Origin of the sequence: Kineococcus arenarius subsp. arenarius, from assembly GCF_050871845.1 — a bacterium.
Classification (GTDB): Bacteria; Actinomycetota; Actinomycetes; order Actinomycetales; family Kineococcaceae; genus Kineococcus.
In genome coordinates this window covers 21,471-38,575 of record NZ_JBJLSE010000036.1, presented here as the reverse complement: position 1 = coordinate 38,575, position 17,105 = coordinate 21,471, and the positions used below count along the sequence as shown (strand labels likewise).

11 protein-coding genes and 1 rRNA gene are annotated in these 17,105 nt (G+C 77.1%); 6 read left to right on the top strand and 6 right to left on the bottom strand.

The features are described 5' to 3' along the window. The first annotated feature begins 3 nt into the window (after nt 1–3). The 3 genes from rrf (at nt 4) to ACRYM0_RS10815 (ending at nt 2,401) form a co-directional block, all read left to right on the top strand. Nucleotides 4–120: ribosomal RNA gene (gene rrf, locus ACRYM0_RS10825) — 5S ribosomal RNA — on the top strand. Between the two features lie 877 nt (nt 121–997). Beyond that, the gene (locus ACRYM0_RS10820; RefSeq protein ID WP_432504914.1) at nt 998–1,873 is read left to right on the top strand and encodes a hypothetical protein; all 876 of its coding nucleotides are present in this window, start codon (nt 998–1,000) and stop codon (nt 1,871–1,873) included. After that, nucleotides 1,874–2,401 (top strand): DUF6912 family protein, encoded by a 528-nt coding sequence (locus tag ACRYM0_RS10815; RefSeq protein WP_432504913.1) that lies wholly within the window; start codon nt 1,874–1,876, stop codon nt 2,399–2,401. Here the strand turns inward: ACRYM0_RS10815 and ACRYM0_RS10810 are convergent. Then, a complete protein-coding gene (locus tag ACRYM0_RS10810; RefSeq protein WP_432504911.1) occupies nt 2,372–2,905 on the bottom strand; it encodes a DUF2505 domain-containing protein in 534 nt (177 codons plus the stop codon). The genes ACRYM0_RS10815 and ACRYM0_RS10810 overlap by 30 nt on opposite strands. A gap of 90 nt (nt 2,906–2,995) precedes the next feature. On the opposite strand from ACRYM0_RS10810, the gene ACRYM0_RS10805 reads away from it, so the two are divergent. Both ACRYM0_RS10805 and ACRYM0_RS10800 read left to right on the top strand, forming a co-directional pair. Continuing rightward, nucleotides 2,996–7,921 (top strand): NAD-glutamate dehydrogenase, encoded by a 4,926-nt coding sequence (locus ACRYM0_RS10805; RefSeq protein ID WP_432504909.1) that lies wholly within the window; start codon nt 2,996–2,998, stop codon nt 7,919–7,921. Between the two features lie 100 nt (nt 7,922–8,021). Further along, nucleotides 8,022–9,527, top strand: a complete 1,506-nt coding sequence (locus tag ACRYM0_RS10800; protein ID WP_432504922.1) for a sensor histidine kinase — start codon at nt 8,022–8,024, stop codon at nt 9,525–9,527. A gap of 95 nt (nt 9,528–9,622) precedes the next feature. On the opposite strand, the gene ACRYM0_RS10795 is transcribed toward ACRYM0_RS10800, so the two are convergent. Then, nucleotides 9,623–9,871, bottom strand: a complete 249-nt coding sequence (locus tag ACRYM0_RS10795) for a WhiB family transcriptional regulator (RefSeq protein WP_166610479.1) — start codon at nt 9,869–9,871, stop codon at nt 9,623–9,625. Between the two features lie 401 nt (nt 9,872–10,272). Here ACRYM0_RS10795 and ACRYM0_RS10790 point away from each other — a divergent pair, with 401 nt between their 5' ends. Further along, nucleotides 10,273–10,692, top strand: coding sequence for a hypothetical protein (locus ACRYM0_RS10790; protein ID WP_432504907.1), 420 nt, complete (start codon nt 10,273–10,275; stop codon nt 10,690–10,692). Between the two features lie 44 nt (nt 10,693–10,736). On the opposite strand, the gene ACRYM0_RS10785 is transcribed toward ACRYM0_RS10790, so the two are convergent. The 4 genes from ACRYM0_RS10785 to ACRYM0_RS10770 all read right to left on the bottom strand — a co-directional run bounded on the left by ACRYM0_RS10785 (nt 10,737) and on the right by ACRYM0_RS10770 (nt 17,096). Next, entirely contained in the window at nt 10,737–11,633 is an 897-nt protein-coding gene (locus tag ACRYM0_RS10785; RefSeq protein WP_432504905.1) for a SigB/SigF/SigG family RNA polymerase sigma factor, read from the bottom strand. Then, the gene (locus ACRYM0_RS10780) at nt 11,630–12,064 is read right to left on the bottom strand and encodes an ATP-binding protein (protein ID WP_432504903.1); all 435 of its coding nucleotides are present in this window, start codon (nt 12,062–12,064) and stop codon (nt 11,630–11,632) included. The genes ACRYM0_RS10785 and ACRYM0_RS10780 overlap by 4 nt, the downstream gene beginning before the upstream one ends. A gap of 140 nt (nt 12,065–12,204) precedes the next feature. Next, on the bottom strand, nt 12,205–12,750 hold the full coding sequence (locus tag ACRYM0_RS10775) for a GNAT family N-acetyltransferase (protein ID WP_432504901.1): 546 nt from the start codon (nt 12,748–12,750) through the stop codon (nt 12,205–12,207). Beyond that, entirely contained in the window at nt 12,747–17,096 is a 4,350-nt protein-coding gene (locus tag ACRYM0_RS10770) for an FtsK/SpoIIIE domain-containing protein (protein WP_432504899.1), read from the bottom strand. Before ACRYM0_RS10770 ends, ACRYM0_RS10775 begins: the two co-directional genes overlap by 4 nt. Nucleotides 17,097–17,105 lie beyond the last annotated feature (9 nt).

The window sequence follows — 17,105 nt, the reverse complement described above, 5'->3', positions numbered from 1 at the left end:
TGGTCCGGTGGTCATAGCGGTGGGGAAACGCCCGGTTACATTCCGAACCCGGAAGCTAAGCCCGCCAGCGCCGATGGTACTGCCTGGGAGACTGGGTGGGAGAGTAGGTCACTGCCGGCCACTCACTCTTTGTGGTGAGTCGTAGTGGATGTGGGGAGTGCGCCGTACGGTGCGCTCCCCACAGTCATTTCTGGACTCCTGTCCGAGTCCGCGTGAGATCCTGAAGTGCCCGTGGTCCAGACATCTGAACAGTGACGAGGAAGCCCGCGCGTGCGTGGGCAGGTGGGAGAGCGACATGGCTGATCCGGGGTACCGGGGGCGCGACGAGCGACGTTCTCCCTCCGCAGGGGGACGTCCGCGTCAGGGCACTCCTCCCACCGGTCGCGGTCAGCGGCCTTCCTCGTCCGACCGTTCAGCCGCGGGGAACCCTCGCCGGCCGCAAGGTCCCGCGTCCAGTGCTGGGCGCCCGGCCCGTTCCGGCTACGGACGCCCTGAGGGCGGCGATCGCGCTTTCCGGGACCGCGCCGACACACCCCGGTCCGACGCACCCCGACGTCCTTCTGCTGCGTCCGGTGACCGGCCGGGGCGCGGTGTGCGCGATGCCGCCGGGCGCGGTGGCGCCGGACAGCGCCCTGCGAGGACAGACGGCCCTCGTGAGGACCGCGAGCGTTCGGCGACCGGTCGAACCTGGCGCGATCGTGGTGACCGAGCCCCAGGCGTGTCGACGGATCGGGGAGACCGCTCAGGAGGCGGCCGCCGCGAGGGTGGGTTCCGCCGCGATGAGCGTGCACCCCGGGCCGGTGAGCGGTCGTCGCACCGTGGAGGAGCTTCGGGTCCGGACGAGCGCGCCCCGCGCCGTGACGCGCGTGCGACCGGGGACCGCGAGCGCTTCGACCAGCGCGGACCGCGCCGTGAGGAGCGGACCGGCGAGCAGCGCCGCGACGAGCGCGGACCGCGCCGCGAGGGCCGAGGACCCGTCCGCGCTGGCGGGCGCCCCGTGCGGCAGCGGGACGGTGACCGCCGTGAGGAGCTCTCGCGCTCCGCTCGGCCCCCGCGCCCGGCCGGGCCGCGGCTGCCGGACGACATCACCGGACGGGAGCTGGACCCCGACGTCCGCAGGGCGCTGCAGGGGTTGCCCGCTGAGAGCCTCGACGTGGTCGCCCGCCACCTCGTGGCGAGCGGCCGTCTCGTCGACACCGACCCCGAGCGCGCCTGGCAGCACGCGCTCGCCGCTCAGCGGCGCGGTGGGCGCATCGCAGCCGTCCGCGAGGCGGCGGCGATCGCGGCCTACAAGGCCGGGCACTTCCGCGAGGCTCTCGCGGAGTTCCGGACCGCTCGCCGCATGACGGGCGACGACAGCTACCTGCCGCTGATGGCCGACTGCGAGCGCGGGCTCGGTCGCCCCGAGAGGGCCCTCGAGCTCGCCGCTTCGCCGGAGGCGTCCCAGCTCGACCCCGCGGCGAAGGTGGAGATGCTCATCGTCTCCGCCGGTGCCCGGCACGACCTCGGTCAGCACGACGCCGCCGTGGTCTCCCTGCAGGTGCCGCAGCTGCGCACGAACAGCCGCGCTCCGTGGCGCGCTCGGCTCTGGTACGCCTACGCCGACGCGCTGATCAGCGTCGGTCGTGACGCCGACGCCCGTGAGTGGCTGGAGAAGGCCGCCGAGGCCGACACCGAGGGTGAGACGGACGCCGCGGAGCGGCTCTCCGAGCTGGACGGCGTCGTGTTCGAGGAGGAGTACCTCGACGACGACGAGGTCGCCGCGCTGCTCACCCGTGGGCAGGACGCGGGCGATCCCGAGGGCGACGACGAGGACGGTTCCGGGGACGAGGCGGCGAGCCCGCCCCTCGACGGGCGTGACGGGGAGGCCTGAGTGCGCGTCTACTGGCCGACGACCCTGAGCGCCCTCGCCGCGGCGGCACCCTCCGGGGTGCTGCGCGGTGCGCCCGTCACGGTGCACGCCGTCACGCCCGCGTTGCGGGAGTTCTACGCGGACGCCGACCCGCGCGAGCTGGAGGACGAGCTGGAGTACGTGGCCATGGGGGACGCTGCGGAGGAGTCGCTGCGGCTGCTGGCCACCGAGCCCGCCGGTTCGCCCGTGCGGCGCGTGGTCCTGGCCCTCGACGTGCCCGGGACCGCGCTGCCGCGACCGGACGCGAGCTGGTCCGCCCCCGAGCGCTCCCGGGTGGTGCTCGAGCACGACCTGCTGCTGCAGCACCTCGCGAGCGTGCACGTCGACGACGCCGAGGCCGAGCAGGACGTGCGAGCGGCGCTGGGTGCGCTGGCCGCCGCCGACGCCGGTGACGACGACGCGCGCTTCACCGTCGAATCGGTCCAGGGGCACGAGCTCCTCTGGTACGACGCGACGGAGCTACCGCTGCTGCTGGCCGCCGGGGCCTGAGGACCCCCCACCGGCGAGTCGCTCGCGCGCCAGCTGCACCTCGGAGCGGACCAGGTCCAGCAGGCCGGGGAGCGCGGCCTGCTCCACGCCGGCCCCGAACAGGGGCACCTGCACGGACAGGGTCCCGGTGAGCTCGTGGTCGCAGCCGGTCGCGGTGGCGCGCAGCTGCGCGCGGGCCTCGAGCCGCACCGGCGCGCCGCGCACGGTCAGCTCCAGCGTGCCGTCCCGGGACCCGTCGCCGGCGGCCGGGGCCCAGCGTTCCAGCTGCTCCACGACGGCCGTGGCGCCCAGGTAGCCGGCGGCCACCCGGGGCAGCCCGGCCGTGCTCACCGTGCGCGAGCTGCGCACGAGGGTGCCGCCGCCCTCGGCGCGCACCTCCTCCTCGTGCTCCACCGCGCCCGAGCGCAGCGCCCGTTCGGCCAGGAACCCGGGGTCGGTCAGCAGGGCGAAGACGGCGGCGGGCGGGCCGGGCAGCGGGGAGACCTCGGAGAACGGGGTGGGCACGTCGCGACTGTACGGTGGCGGCCCGGCCGGTGCGCGGGCGCGCGGACGGATAGGGTCGGTGGGGCGAAGCCACCGGCCCCCGGAGCAGTGATGCCCGTCTCGACCCCGCCCACCACGTCCGAGCTGCGACCGCTCGTCCGGTCGGCCGCCGCCGCGCGCGGCTCCGCCTGGGGCGAGGCGCCCGAAGCGCTGCGCTCGGCCACCGCCGCCGAGCGGGTGCTGCTGGACTACTACGCGCACACCGCGGTGGAGGACCTGCGCGACCGCGACCCGGCCGCGCTGGCCGTCGCCGTGGAGTCGCACCTGCGCCTCGGGCGCGACCGCCGCCCGGGCACGACCCTGGTGCGGGTCGTCGCCGGGGAGGACGCCGGTGCGGGGGCGGCCCGCTCCGTGGTGGAGGTCGTCACCGACGACACCCCGTTCCTGGTGGACAGCCTGACCTCCGCGCTGACCCGCACCGGTCGCGGCATCCACCTGCTGGTGCACCCGAGGCTGGCGGCCCGCCGGGACGGCGACGGCCTCCTGCTGGACCTGCACGACGTGGCGACCGCACCCCCCTCGGACCCGGCCGAGAGCTGGATCCGCATCGAGGTCGACCGCGACAGCGACGCCGCCGACCGCGAGCGCCTGCAGCGGGAGCTGGCGGCGGTCCTCGACGACGTGCGCGCCGCCGTGCGGGGCTGGCACGCCATGCGCGCCCGGGCCACCCAGATCGCCGACGAGCTGCAGCTGGACCCGCCGGCCGGCGTGGACGCCGAGGAGCTGCGGGTCGCCGAGCGGTTCCTGCGCTGGATGGCCGACGACCGCTTCACGTTCCTGGGGTACCGGGAGTACGACCTGCGCGAGGACGACGGCGAGGTCGTCCTGGCGGCCCGGCCGCAGACCGGTCTGGGCGTGCTCTCCGACCGGCCCGGTCGTCCCGCCGGGCGCGAGCGGCGCCTGTCCGGCCCGGTGCGCGAGAAGGCCGCCGAACCGCAGGTGCTGGTGGTGACCAAGGCCAACGCCCGGGCGACGGTGCACCGGCCCGCGTACCTGGACTACGTGGGGGTCAAGAAGTTCGACGCCTCCGGTCGCGTCACCGGTGAGCGGCGCTTCCTGGGGCTGTTCACCTCCAGCGCCTACACCGACCCGGTGCGCCAGGTGCCGGTGGTGGCGGAGAAGGTGTCGGAGGTGCTGGCGCGTTCCGGTTTCGGCTCCAGCGGCCACTCCGCCAAGGACCTGCTGAGCATCCTGGAGACGTTCCCGCGCGACGAGCTGCTGCAGGCGGACGTGGAGCACGTCCTGGCCACGTCGCTGGCGGTGCTGCGGTTGCAGGAGCGCCGCCGCACGCGGTTGTTCGTGCGCCGCGACGCGTACCGGCGGTTCATGTCCTGCCTGGTGTTCCTGCCGCGGGACCGCTACACGACGCGCGTGGGTGCCCGCGTCGAGGAGTTGCTGCGCGAGGCCTTCGACGGCGGCTCGGTGGAGCACACGCTGCGGGTGTCGGAGTCCGTGCTCGCCCGCCTGCACGTGGTGGTGCGCGCCCGCCCGGGCGAGGAGCTGCCCGACGTGGACGTGGCCGAGCTGGAGTCGCAGGTCGCCCGCGTCGCGCGCAGCTGGGACGACGACCTGCTGGACGCGTCGCGCAGGGAGCTGGGCGAGGACGCCGGCGGCGCCCTGTGGCGCCGCTGGGGCCAGGGGGTGCCGGGCAGCTACCGCGCCGCGGTGGCGCCGGAGCGGGCCGTGCACGACCTGCAGCGGGCCGAGGAGCTCCTGGCGCGCACCGGGGTGGACGGCCCGGCGCACGCGCAGGTCCTGGACCTGCGCGACGCCGAGGGGGAGGCGCGCACGTGGCGGCTGACCTCCTACCGCGGCGCACCGGTCACGCTCAGCGCCGTGCTGCCGTTCCTGGCGGACCTGGGGGTCGAGGTCACCGACGAGCGCCCGCACGTGCTGGTGCGCGAGGACGGCCGGCGCGTGTGGGTCGACGACGTGGGCCTGCGGTTGCCGGTGGACGTGCAGCACCTGGACGCCGACCCGGCGGCGGCGCGCGCGCGCTTCTGCGAGGCGTTCGCCGCGGCCTGGAGCGGTGCGGCCGACAGCGACCCGCTGGCCCGCCTGGTGCTCAACGCGCAGCTGTCGTGGCGGCAGGTGGCGGTGCTGCGCGCGCTGACGCGCTACCTGCGCCAGGTCGGGCTGGCGTACTCGGTGGAGTACGTCGCCGGCTGCCTGCTGGCGAACGTGGGCCTGACGCGGGCCCTGGTGCGGTTGTTCGAGGCGCGGTTCGCGCCCTCGCGCCCCGGTCAGGACGGCCAGCGGGCCGAGGTCGTCGACGCCCTGCTGGAGGAGACCAGCGGCGCCCTGGACGCCGTCGAGGGCCTGGACGCCGACCGCATCCTGCGGGCGCTGTTCTCGGTGGTGCGGGCGGTGCTGCGCACCAACGCGTACCAGCGCGGTGCGGACGGCGAACCGCACCCGTACCTGTCGTTCAAGCTCGACCCCTCGCAGGTCGAGGGGATGCCCGCACCGGTCCCGCACGCGGAAGTGTGGGTGTACTCCCCGCGGGTGGAGGGCGTGCACCTGCGCTTCGGCGAGGTCGCCCGCGGGGGACTGCGCTGGTCGGACCGGCGCGAGGACTTCCGCACCGAGGTGCTGGGGCTGGTGAAGGCGCAGGTCGTCAAGAACGCCGTCATCGTGCCCACCGGCGCCAAGGGCGGGTTCGTCGCCAAGAGGCTGCCGGACCCTGCCGTGGACCGCGACGCCTGGTGGGCCGAGGGCACCGCCTGCTACCGCACGTTCATCGCCGGCCTGCTGGACGTGACCGACGACCTGCGCACCGAGGACGGTGTGCGGCGGGTCGTGCCGCCGGTGGACGTGGTGCGCTACGACGGCGACGACCCGTACCTGGTGGTGGCCGCGGACAAGGGCACCGCCACGTTCTCCGACACCGCCAACGAGATCGCCCTGGCCCGGGGTTTCTGGCTGGGTGACGCGTTCGCCTCGGGCGGGTCGGTGGGTTACGACCACAAGGCGATGGGCATCACCGCGCGCGGGGCGTGGGAGAGCGTGCGCCGGCACTTCCGCGAACTGGGCCACGACGTGCAGGAGGAGCTCACCACCGTCGTCGGCGTGGGTGACATGAGCGGTGACGTGTTCGGCAACGGCATGCTGCTGAGCCGGCGGTTGCGGCTGGTGGCGGCGTTCGACCACCGGCACGTGTTCCTGGACCCCGACCCGGACCCGGAGGTGTCCTTCGCCGAGCGGCGCCGGTTGTTCGAGCTGCCGCGCTCCTCCTGGGCCGACTACGACGCCTCGCTCATCAGCGCCGGCGGCGGCGTGTTCAGCCGGACGGCGAAGTCGGTGCCGATCAGCGAGCAGGTGGCCCGCAGCCTCGGGCTGGAGGACGGCGTGGGCGCCCTGTCGCCGATCGAGCTGGTGCGCGCGATCCTCACCGCCCCGGTGGACCTGTTCTGGAACGGCGGCATCGGCACCTACGTCAAGGCCTCGGCCGAGTCGCACGCCGAGGTGGGGGACAAGGCCAACGACGCGGTGCGCGTGGACGGCGCGCAGTTGCGCGTGCGGGTCGTCGGCGAGGGCGGCAACCTCGGGCTGACCCAGCGCGGGCGCATCGAGGCGGCCACCGCCGGGCGCGACGGGCAGGGCGTGAAGCTCAACACCGATGCGATCGACAACTCCGCCGGCGTGGACTGCAGCGACCACGAGGTCAACATCAAGATCCTGCTGGACCAGCTGGTGGCGCGCGGGCGGCTGGACGCGGCGGACCGGAACGCCACCCTGCTGCGGATGACCGACGAGGTCGGGCGCCTGGTGCTGCGCGACAACTACGAGCAGAACGTCGCGCTCAGCGTGGAGGGCACGTTCGCGACGGGCCTGCTGCCGGCGCACCGGCGGATGCTGGAGGCGCTGCAGCGCTCCGGCGCCGTCGACCGCCGGCTGGAGGCGCTGCCGTCCTCGAGCGAGCTGGACCGGCGAGCGCGCGAGGGCCGGGGGCTGACGATGCCGGAGCTCTCGGTGCTCATCGCCCACGCGAAGATCTCCCTGGGGTCGGCGGTGCTGTCCTCCGGCCTGCCCGACGAGGCGTGGGTGGAGCAGACGCTGCGCGGGTACTTCCCCGCCGAACTGGTCGAGCGCTTCGGCGAGCACCTGCTCGAGCACCCGCTGCGCCGCGAGATCGCCACCACGGTCCTGGTGAACCGGGTCGTGGGGACCGGGGGGCTCACGTTCGCCTTCCGGGCCGCGGAGGAGACCGGCAGCGAGCCGGCGGACGTGGTGCGGGCGTTCGCCGTGGCGGTGCGCGTGTTCGGCCTGGGCGAGCGGGTGGCGGCCGTGGAGGCGCTGGACGGGCGCGTGGACGCGGCGGTGCAGGCCCGGTTGCGCCAGCGGGTGCAGCGCCTGCTGGACCGCAGCGTGCGCTGGCTGCTGCACTCGCGGCCCGAGGGGGTCGACGTCGCCGCCGAGGTCGAGCGATTCGCGGGTCCGGTGGCGGACCTGGCCGCGCGCGTGCCGGACCTGGCCCGCGCGCGGGACGCGGAGGCGCTGCGGGCGGACGCGGAGGAGTTCGCGCGAGCCGGGGTGCCGGCCGGGGAGGCGCTGCGGGTGGCGTCGCTGCTGCCGACGTTCGCGCTGCTGGACGTGGTGGAGGTGGCCGCCGCCGCCGGCCGTGAGCCCGCCGAGGTCGCCGACGTGTGGTTCGAGCTGTCCGGGCTGTACGACGTGGAGACGCTGCTGAGCAGCATCGCCGCGCTGAGCCGGGAGGACCGCTGGCAGTCGCTGGCACGGGCGGCGCTGCGCGACGACCTGTACGGGGTGCTGCGCGACCTGACGGCCTCCGTGCTCTCCCACGCGGGGGGCGCGGGGGGTGCCGAGGCCGCGGTGCGAGCGTGGGAGGAGGCGCACGGGCCCGCGGTGCGGCGCGCCCGCGGCACCCTGCAGGAGATCGCCGCCTCGGGGCGCGCGGACCTGGCGGCGCTGTCGGTGGCGCTGCGGGTCCTGCGCTCGGTGCTGCGGTCCGGGTGAGCGGGCACCGGGTGGACGGGCACCGGGTGGACGGGCGCCGGGGCGCCGGGCGGGGTGATCGAGGTGCGACGACGCGCCGTAGGCTTCGGGGGTGCCCACCATGGCTGACCTGCTGCAGTCCGAGACCGGCCTGGGCCCCGCCGAGGCCGAGTGGCTGCGGTTGCTCGTGGGCGACTGGCAGCTGATCTCGGACCTCTCGTTCGCCGACCTGGTGCTGTGGGTGCCGTCGGCGGACCGTCAGCACTTCGTGGCGGTCGCGCACTGCCGCCCCACGACCGGGCCCACGGTCCACTACGACGACGTGGTCGGCGCCGTGCTCGAGCGCGGCCGGCGCCCCCAGGTCGACACGACGTTCGACGAGGCGCGCAGCCTGCGCGGTCGCGACCCCGAGTGGGACGACGACGTCCCCGTGCGCGAGGAGACCATCCCGGTCGTGCGCGAGGGCGTCGTGCTGGGCGTGCTGGCCCGCCACACCAACCTGGCGACGTCGCGCACGCCCAGCCGCCTGGAGCTGAACTACGTCAAGTGCGCCGACGACCTCACGCGCATGATCGCCGTGGGGGACTTCCCGCAGACGTCGGCGCCCACCGGTCCGCGGCGCGGCGCCCCGCGCGTGGGGGACGGCATGCTGCGCCTGGACGCCGAGGGGGTGGTCACCTACGCCAGCCCCAACGCCCTGTCGGCCTTCCACCGCGCCGGGCTCATCGGGGAACTGGTCGGGGCCAACCTCGCGGAGGTGGCGTCCTCCCTGGCGGCCAGCCACCTGCCCGTCGACGAGTCGCTGCCGCTGGTGGTCACCGGCCGCGCCCCCTGGCGCACCGACCTGGAGACCGAGGCGGCGACCCTGGCCATGCGGGCCATCCCGCTGACCCGCCGCGAGGACGGGCCACCCGTGCGGGTCGCGGCCCTGCTGCTGGTGCGCGACGTGTCCGAGCTGCGCCGGCGCGAGCGCGAGCTCATGACGAAGGACGCGACGATCCGCGAGGTCCACCACCGCGTCAAGAACAACCTGCAGACGGTGGCGGCGCTGCTGCGGCTGCAGTCGCGGCGCATCACCTCCGAGGAGGGGCGCTCGGCGCTGCAGGAGGCCATGCGCCGGGTGGAGACGATCGCCACCGTGCACGAGACCCTCTCGCAGGGCATCGACGAGAACGTGGACTTCGACCAGGTCCTGGACCGCTGCCTGATGATGGCGGCGGAGGTGGCCGTGTCGAACTCCGAGCGGGTGCGCACGGTGCGCGAGGGCCGGTTCGGGGAGCTGCGCCAGGAGGACGCCACCGCGCTGGCGCTGGTGCTGACCGAGCTGGTCACCAACGCCGTCGAGCACGGCTTCGGCTCCGGCCGCGCCGGCACCGTGGCCGTGAAGGTGGAGCACCTCGGCGAGGACCGCCTGGAGGTCGTGGTCAGCGACGACGGGGTGGGGTTGCCGGAGGACTTCCAGGTGGGCCGCTCCGGCCTGGGCACCCAGATCGTGCGTTCCCTGGTGGCGGGGGAGCTGCGCGGGCGCATGGAGTTCGGGCCCGGTGAGTCCGGCGGCACCCAGGTGCGCCTGGACGTGCGGGTGCGCCGGGGCACCGCACCGCTGGGCAGCGTGCGCACCCGGTGAGGTGCGCGGGTGTGCGGCACCGGCACGCGAGGAGGGCCCCCGCCCGGTGGGTGGGGGCCCTCCTCGTGCGCTGCGCCGGGCAGCGGTCGTGCGTGTCAGCCGGCGCGGCGGGCGCGGGCAGCGCGGCGCTTGAGGGCGCGACGCTCGTCCTCGCTCATGCCGCCCCAGACGCCGGAGTCCTGACCGGTCTCCAGCGCCCACTTCAGGCAGCTGTCCACGACCTCGCAGCGGCGGCACACGGCCTTGGCCTCCTCGATCTGCAGGATGGCCGGGCCGGTGTTGCCGATGGGGAAGAACAGCTCGGGGTCTTCGTCGAGGCAGGCAGCACGGTGGCGCCAGTCCATGAGGGGTCCACTCCTTCTTCGCGTTGCGGTCTCAGTGCGCGCGACGTTCCGCTGTCACACGGGGTGTCACGCGGGATCCCTGAGCACCGGCAGCGCCGGCGGTGCCGGGACGCACGTGCCTCGTCCTGAACCAGGCCGGGGGGTGACGTGCGTCGGGGATCGCGTCGGCATCAAGGTTCACATCCCGCGGCGCGTCCCACAAGAGGGGGGCACCGACGGGTCGTGGAGAACCCGTGTCAGGTTCGTCACACGGACTTAACACGGACGACCCCTCCCGGCAATCCCAGGGAACTACGACGGGGACCGGACGTCCCGGCCCCGGACCCGCCCACCCCGGCAAGGGTGTGCGGCGCGGCCGCTCCGCGGCCGCCGGGGCGCGGGTCGGTCGTACGGTGCTCCTCGTGCCCGACCGTGCCCAGCCCCGTTCCTCCTCCCAGCCTGGGGGCGGACCCGCCCGTTCGCCACTGCTGAGCGTCCTGGCCGCCCTGGTGGCGCTGGAGGCCGTGCTGCTCCTGGCGGGCGTCGCCTACCTGGTGCACGGCCTGGTCGTGCAGGACGCCGCCGCGCCGGTCGCGGCCGTGGCCCTCGCGGCGACGACCGCGGTCTTCGCCGCGGCCGTGGCCCTGTGCGCGCGCGGCCTGCTGCAGCGGGCCACGTGGGTGCGCTCCCCGGTGCTGGTCTGGCAGGTCCTGCAGCTGGCGGCCGGCTGGCCCGCCCTCAACGGCGGGTCGCCCTGGCTCGGGGTGCTGCTGGTGGTGCCGGCGGTGCTGGTGCTCGTGGGGTTGTTCCTGCCGCCGGTGTCGGCGCAGCTGTCCCGCTGACCGCACCCACCCCGCCCCGACCGCCGCTCCAGCCGCCGGCGGGCTCACCCCTGCTGCGGGCCGAGCCCCTCGCGCAGCTGGGCCAGGGTCCGGGTCAGCAGCCGCGACACGTGCATCTGGGAGATGCCGACCTCGGCGGCGATCTGCGCCTGGGACATGCCGCGCACGAAGCGCAGCGCCAGGATGCGGCGCTCGCGCGGGGCCAGCGCCGCCAGCAGCGGCCGCAGCGCCTCGCGGTTCTCCACGTTCTCCAGGCGGTCGTCGAGGCTGCCCAGCGAGGCGACCGGGGAGGTGGGCGAGCCGGTGTCCAGCGGCAGCGTCGCGTAGGCGTTGGCCGACTCCAGCACCTCCACCACCTCGTCGGCGTCCTGCCCGGTGCGCACGGCGAGCTCCGCGACCGTCGGTGCCCGGCCCAGCTCGTGGGTCAGGGCCTCCCGCGCGTCCGCCAGCGCCCGGCCCGCCTCCTGCACGCGCCGCGGCACCCGCATGGCCCAGCCGCGGTCGCGGAAGTGCCGCTTGATCTCGCCGAGCATGGTCGGCACGGCGTACGCGCCGAAGGGCACGCCGCGGGCGGGGTCGAAGCGGTCCAGCGCCTTCAGCAGCCCGATCGTGGCGACCTGCACCAGGTCGTCGTGCGGTTCGCCGCGGCCGTGGAAGCGCGCTGCGAGGTGCTCGGCCAGCGGCAGGTGGCGGCGGGTCAGCTCGTCGCGCACCCGCGCCCGCTCGGGGTCGTCCGGGGGCAGCCGGGCCAGCAGCTCGTGCAGCGACAGCTCCTCGGGCTGCGGGGCCCGGCGGTGCTCCTCGGGCAGGTCCTCACCGAGGCCCTCCAGCTCCTCGACCGCGTCGTCCCCGCCGCCACCGGTGGGGGGCGTGCCGGAGCCGTCCCTGCGGGCAGCGGGCACCGCCGCCGGGGGCGCGTCGGCCGCGGGGTCGCCGCTCACACGACCCCCGCGAGCCCGCCCGGCCCGGTCCCCGCGCCCTTGCTGTGGCGCAGGACGATCCAGGCGCCCGAGGAGGAGGTGCCGGTGAACACCTCGCCGACCAGGGCCTCCAGCACGGCCCAGGCGAAGCTGGAGCGCTCGGGCAGCTCGCGGGCCGGGCCGCGCACCTCCACCTCCAGGCTCCCGTCCCCCAGCCGGAACGTGGCGACCAGCTGCTGGGCACCCGTCGCCGGGTCCAGCAGCAGGGTGCACGCCTCGTCCACCGCGATCCGCAGGTCCTCGATCTCGTCCAGGGTGAGGTCGAGGCGAGCGGCCAGGCCGGCGCTCGCGGTGCGCACCACCGTCAGGTACGCGGGGTCCGCGGGCACCCGCAGCTCGACGAGGTCGCTGATCTGCTCGCCGGCCTGCTCGATGGCCGTGGTGGTCGACACGTGGGCGTCCTCTCCGGGGGCCGGCCGGTGCGCTTCCGGCGGGGTGGTGTGCTGGGTGTGGCGGCGTTCGGCGGGTGCGGCGCGGCGGCCGCTCACGGTGCAGCTTCGCACGCTCGGCGCGTCCGCATCGTGACGGTCCGTCATGAACCGGTGGCGGGCCCTTGCGGGGCGAGGGCCGCGAGGCCCGCGCCGTCGAGCCGCCAGACGGTCCACTCGTCCTCGGGCCTGGCGCCCAGGGTGCGGTAGAAGTCCTGGGCGGGGGTGTTCCAGTCCAGGACCCACCACTCCAGACGGCCGTAGCCGCGCTCGGCGCAGAGCTCCCCGAGCCGGCCGAAGAAGGCCCGCGCGATGCCGCGGCGCCGGTGCCGGGGGCGCACGTACAGGTCCTCCAGCCACATGCCGCGACGGCCCTGCCAAGTGGAGAACGTCGTGTACCACAGGGCCATGCCGGCCACCTCGACCCCGGCCGGGCCGTCCACCTCCGCGAGCAGGCAGCCGACGCCACCGCCCTCCTGCAGGGTGCGGGCGAAGTCGTCGCCGGTGGCGGTGGCGGCCTGCGGTTCGCGCTCGTACTCGGCCAGCTCGCGCACGAGCTGGGCGATGACCTCGCCGTCCGCGGGCGTCGCCTCCCGCAACCGCGCGCCGGCCGGTGCCCCGGTGCTCGTCCTGTCCTCGGTGGTACTCACCGTTCCACCGTAGGCGCCTGGGCCGCGGCCTCCGGAGCGGCCACCCGCAACGCCGTCCACCCGCCGTCGGTGACGACGAAGCCGGCCCCCGGCCCCGGCGCCGGGGCCAGCACCGCCCGCCGGCCCAGCACGTCGGCGGGCACCTGCCCGCCCCGGCCCAGCAGCACCGTCGTGCGGGCCGTGCGCAGCGCCGCCGGCAGCCCGCGGAAGGCCGCGGCGACCTCACCCCCGTCGGCCGCGGCGGCCAGCAGGCACCCGGCCGGTGCCCCGCGCAGCACCTCCACCAGCAGGTCCTCCACCGGAGCCGGCAGCGGCCGGGCGGCGTCGTCGACGAGCACGACCGCCCCCGGTACCGCGAGCACCCGCCGCAGGCCCTCCGCGTCCTGCAGCCCCACCCACGCCGCCGTGGCGAAGGAGCCGCGAGCGTCGGCGTCGGCCGTGACCACCGCCACCGGCGGCGCCGCGGGCAGGCGTGCCAGCGCCGCGGCCAGGGCCCGCAGCGCCGTGGTCCGGCCGCTGCGCGCCGGCCCGCACACCAGCAGCCCACCGGCCAGGTCGACGGCCACCGGTGCGGCGTCGTCACCGCCCACCCCCAGCGGCACGAGCGTGCCGGCGGCGGCCGGCAACGCGCTCACCGCGACGCTCGCTGGCAGCGGCCGCACCTGCACCCGCGGCGCGGGGACGGCCGGCGCCGGTGCTGCGGGCGGCGGCGCCGGCAGGGCGACCTGCACCTCCAGGGCGGTCCGGTCGCGCACGAGGAGCCCACGACCCGGCGGCTGCGAGGCGGGCACCTCGCGCGCGGGGACCCCCACCAGCGCCGCGTCCGCGCGGTCCGCCAGCCGCAGCAGCACCACCTCCGCAGCGGCGGCGGCCACCGGGGAGGTCAGCAGCGCCCGGTCGCCGGTGGTGGCCACCCGGACGCCGACCGCGCTGCCCTCGCGCAGCAGGCGGTGGAAGGCGTCCACCGGTGCCCCCAGCTCCACGGCCGCCAGGTCGCCGGCCCAGCCGTCCCAGCCGTCGGCCAGCAGCACCAGGTGCGGCAGCGGCTCCGCCCCGGGCACGCGCCGGGCCCCGGCCAGGTCGTGCACCCCCAGCCGCGCGAACAGCTCCCGCCGGCGCTGCACCTCCTCCGCGAGGCGCTGCAGCAACCGGTGCGCGCGCCAGAGCTCGGCCCGACCCACCACCGAGCCCACGTGCGCCAGGTCCGCCAGGTCGGCCAGCGCCCCACCGCCGTCCAGGACGCTCACCTCCGCGTCCCCGCTGCCGGCGGCCACGGCCAGAGCGCGCAGCAGCGTGCTGCGCCCGCTGCGCACGGTGCCGGCCACCAGCAGGTGCCCGCCGGCGGCCGGGTCCCAGGCCGCGACGGCGCGCCGCTGCTCGTCGGGGACGTCCAGCAGGCCCCAGCGCAGCACCGCCCCCGGCGCCGCGGGCAGGTCCGCCGCCGGCACGCGCTGCGGCAGCGGCGGCGACCACGGCGCCGGCGGCACCGGCCGCCCGCGCAGGGCGGTCGCCTCCCGGACGGCGCTCACCACGCCCGCCAGGGCCCGGCGCGCGCCGGCGCGCTCGGCGGCGGCGCCCGGCTCCTCGCCGGCGTCCCCGGCGCGACGCACCCGCACCTCGTCGACGCCGTCCACGTCGCCCCCCTCGCCCAGCAGGGCCGTCTGGAAGGCCTCCAGCCCGCGCGAGCCCCGGCGCAGCACCGCCCGCCCCGGCGTCGTGTCGCTGATCGCCGCCGGGGCCGCGTCGCCCACGACGTCCTCGGCGTCGGCCCGGTCCTGCACGCGCAGCGCGATGCGCGCGTTGGTGTTCGCCCGGATCTCCGGGCTCACCACTCCCGCGGGTCGCTGCGTGGCCAGCACGAGGTGCAGCCCCAGCGAGCGGCCCACGGCCGCCAGCCGCACCAGGCCGTCGACGAACTCCGGCAGCTCCTGCGCCAGCACCCGGAACTCGTCGACGACGATCACCAGGCGGGGTACCCCGGCCGCCGTGGGGCTGGACGCCGGCAGGTCCGCCAGGTCCGCCGCCCCGGCCGCGCGCAGCACGCCCTCGCGCCGGCGCACCTCCGCCCGCAGGCTGCGCAGCACCCGCCGCGCGAGGTGCTCGTCGAGGTCGGTGACCAGCCCCGCCACGTGCGGCAGCCCGGTGCACCCGGCGAAGGCCGCGCCGCCCTTGTAGTCCACGAGGACGAAGCGCACCGCGTCCGGCGGCGCCTGCAGCGCCAGGCTGGTCACCAGGGCCTGCAGCAGCACCGACTTGCCCGACCCGGTGGTCCCGGCGACCAGGACGTGCGGGCCGTCGGCGACCAGGTCCAGCCGGCACGGGCCGGTGGCCGCGGCACCCAGCACCGCCACCGCCCCGGGCTCGCGCTGCTCCCAGGCGCGGGCGAGGGCCGCCGGGTCCACGGCCGGCGGCGCACCCCCCGCGCCGTCCGCGCCCGCGCCGCGCACCGCTGCGCGCGGCGCGGGCGCGGGCAGCTCCAGCAGGCGCAGCAGCGAGGCGCTGCGCGGCACCTCCCCGCCGGTGCCCGCGGGGGCGGCGTCGCGCACGGGCGCCAGCGCCCGGGCGAGCTCCTCGGCCCACGCGGGCCCCGCGGCGTCGACGCGCACCGCGCACGCGGCGCCGCCCCCGGTGTGCAGGACGGCGTCCCCGGAGGCGTCGGCGGCCACGTCCAGCACCGCGGCGCACTCCGCCGGCAGGCGGGTGCGGTCGCTGTCCAGGCAGAGCACGTGGATGCCCTCGGCGCCGCCCTCGCGCAGCAGGCGGGTCAGGTCCGCGTCGGTGCGCAGGTCCGCAGCGCCGTCGACGAGCAGCACCAGTGCGCGCGCCGGGTCAGCCCCCGCCCCGGTGCCGCGCGTACCGCGGGCCAGCGCCCGCCGCTGCAGCTCCGCGCGCAGGGTCGCGAGCACGGCCCCCTCACCGGGACCCGGGCCCGGCTCCGCGTGCGGCAGCAGCTCCAGCCAGCGCCACGGCGAGCGCTCCCGCGCGCCGGCGAGGACCACCCCCACCTCACCGGGCCCGTGCCAGGCGGCCACCTGCCCGACCAGCTGGCGCACCACCGCCAGGACGAGGGGCCGCGGACCCGCCACGCCCAGGGGACCGGCGGACAGGTCCACCGTGATCGGCACGTCGTCCAGGTCCGCGCCGGGTGGCTCCGCGTCGGCACCACCCGGCGTGCCGGGCCCGTGCGGGGGGCCGGGCGCGTCGTCGCGCACGACGGCGCCGTCGACGGGCGACCGGCCCAGGCCCACGCGCAGCACCAGCGCGTCGGGGGAGGTGCGGGTGCGCTCGTACAGCCGCACGCCGCGCGCCAGGGCGTGGGCCAGCACCTCGTCGGGCCCGGGTGAGGCCTCGTGGCGCCGGCGGTGCTCGGCGGCCAGGACCCCGGCGTGCGCGGTGCGCACCCGCTCGCGGGCGGCGGTGCAGGCGGCCAGGTCGCGCTCCCGCTCCGTGCGCGCGCGCCGCCGCTGCGACCACCACTGCCCCCCGGCCAGCAGCGGGGACGCCAGGCCCAGCAGCAGCGACAGCGGCGACCACGCCAGCGCGAGCACCACGGCCACCCCCAGCGGCACGAGCAGCGCCAGCCACGGCACCCCGGGCAGGTCCCGGGCGGGGGGCGGGTGCGGCCAGCGCAGCACCGTGCCGTCGGCTCCCGCACCGCCGGCTCCCGCACCGCCGCCGAGGCGGGGGCAGCGGTTCAGCATCAGGTGACCGTGCCCGTCCGGGCGCACCTCGGCGGCCCGCACGGCCGGCGGTGCCACGTGCAGGACGCTGGAACCCACCAGGAGCCTGGCCCCGGGCTGCAGCTGCTCGGCCCGGCCGCGGACCTCGCGCCGGGCGCCCGGCAGGAGCAGCGCGGTGCCGTTGAGGGAGCCGGTCTCGTGCACCGCGACGGAACCGTCGGCGGCCACCTCCAGCACGGCGTGGGCGCGCGAGACGCCCGGGTCGGCCAGCGGCACCGCGCACCGGGCGGTGCCGTGCGCCCGGCCGACGACGTGCCGCCCCGGTGGCAGGGCGAAGCGGCCCCCGGCGTCCGGGCCCGCGGCTACCACGACCAGCGCGACGGGTGCGCCCGCCGGCGGGGGAGGACCGGCGGGCGCACCGGTGCCCGGGCACGCGGCGGGACCGGGCGCGGAGACGTCCACCACGGCGCCGTGCAGGAGCGGCTCGACGCCCAGGACGGCCCCGGTCACCTCCCGGCCGCCGGCGTGCGCGGGTCCGGGCCACGGTCCGGTCAGTTCCTCCAGCCGACCGCGCACCGCGGACAGGGGTGTTCCCGCCGGCGCCTCGACGAGGACGTCGGTGCCCGCCGGGTCGCCGGCGCCGACGAGCGTGAGCAGCAGACGCACCCCGGCAGG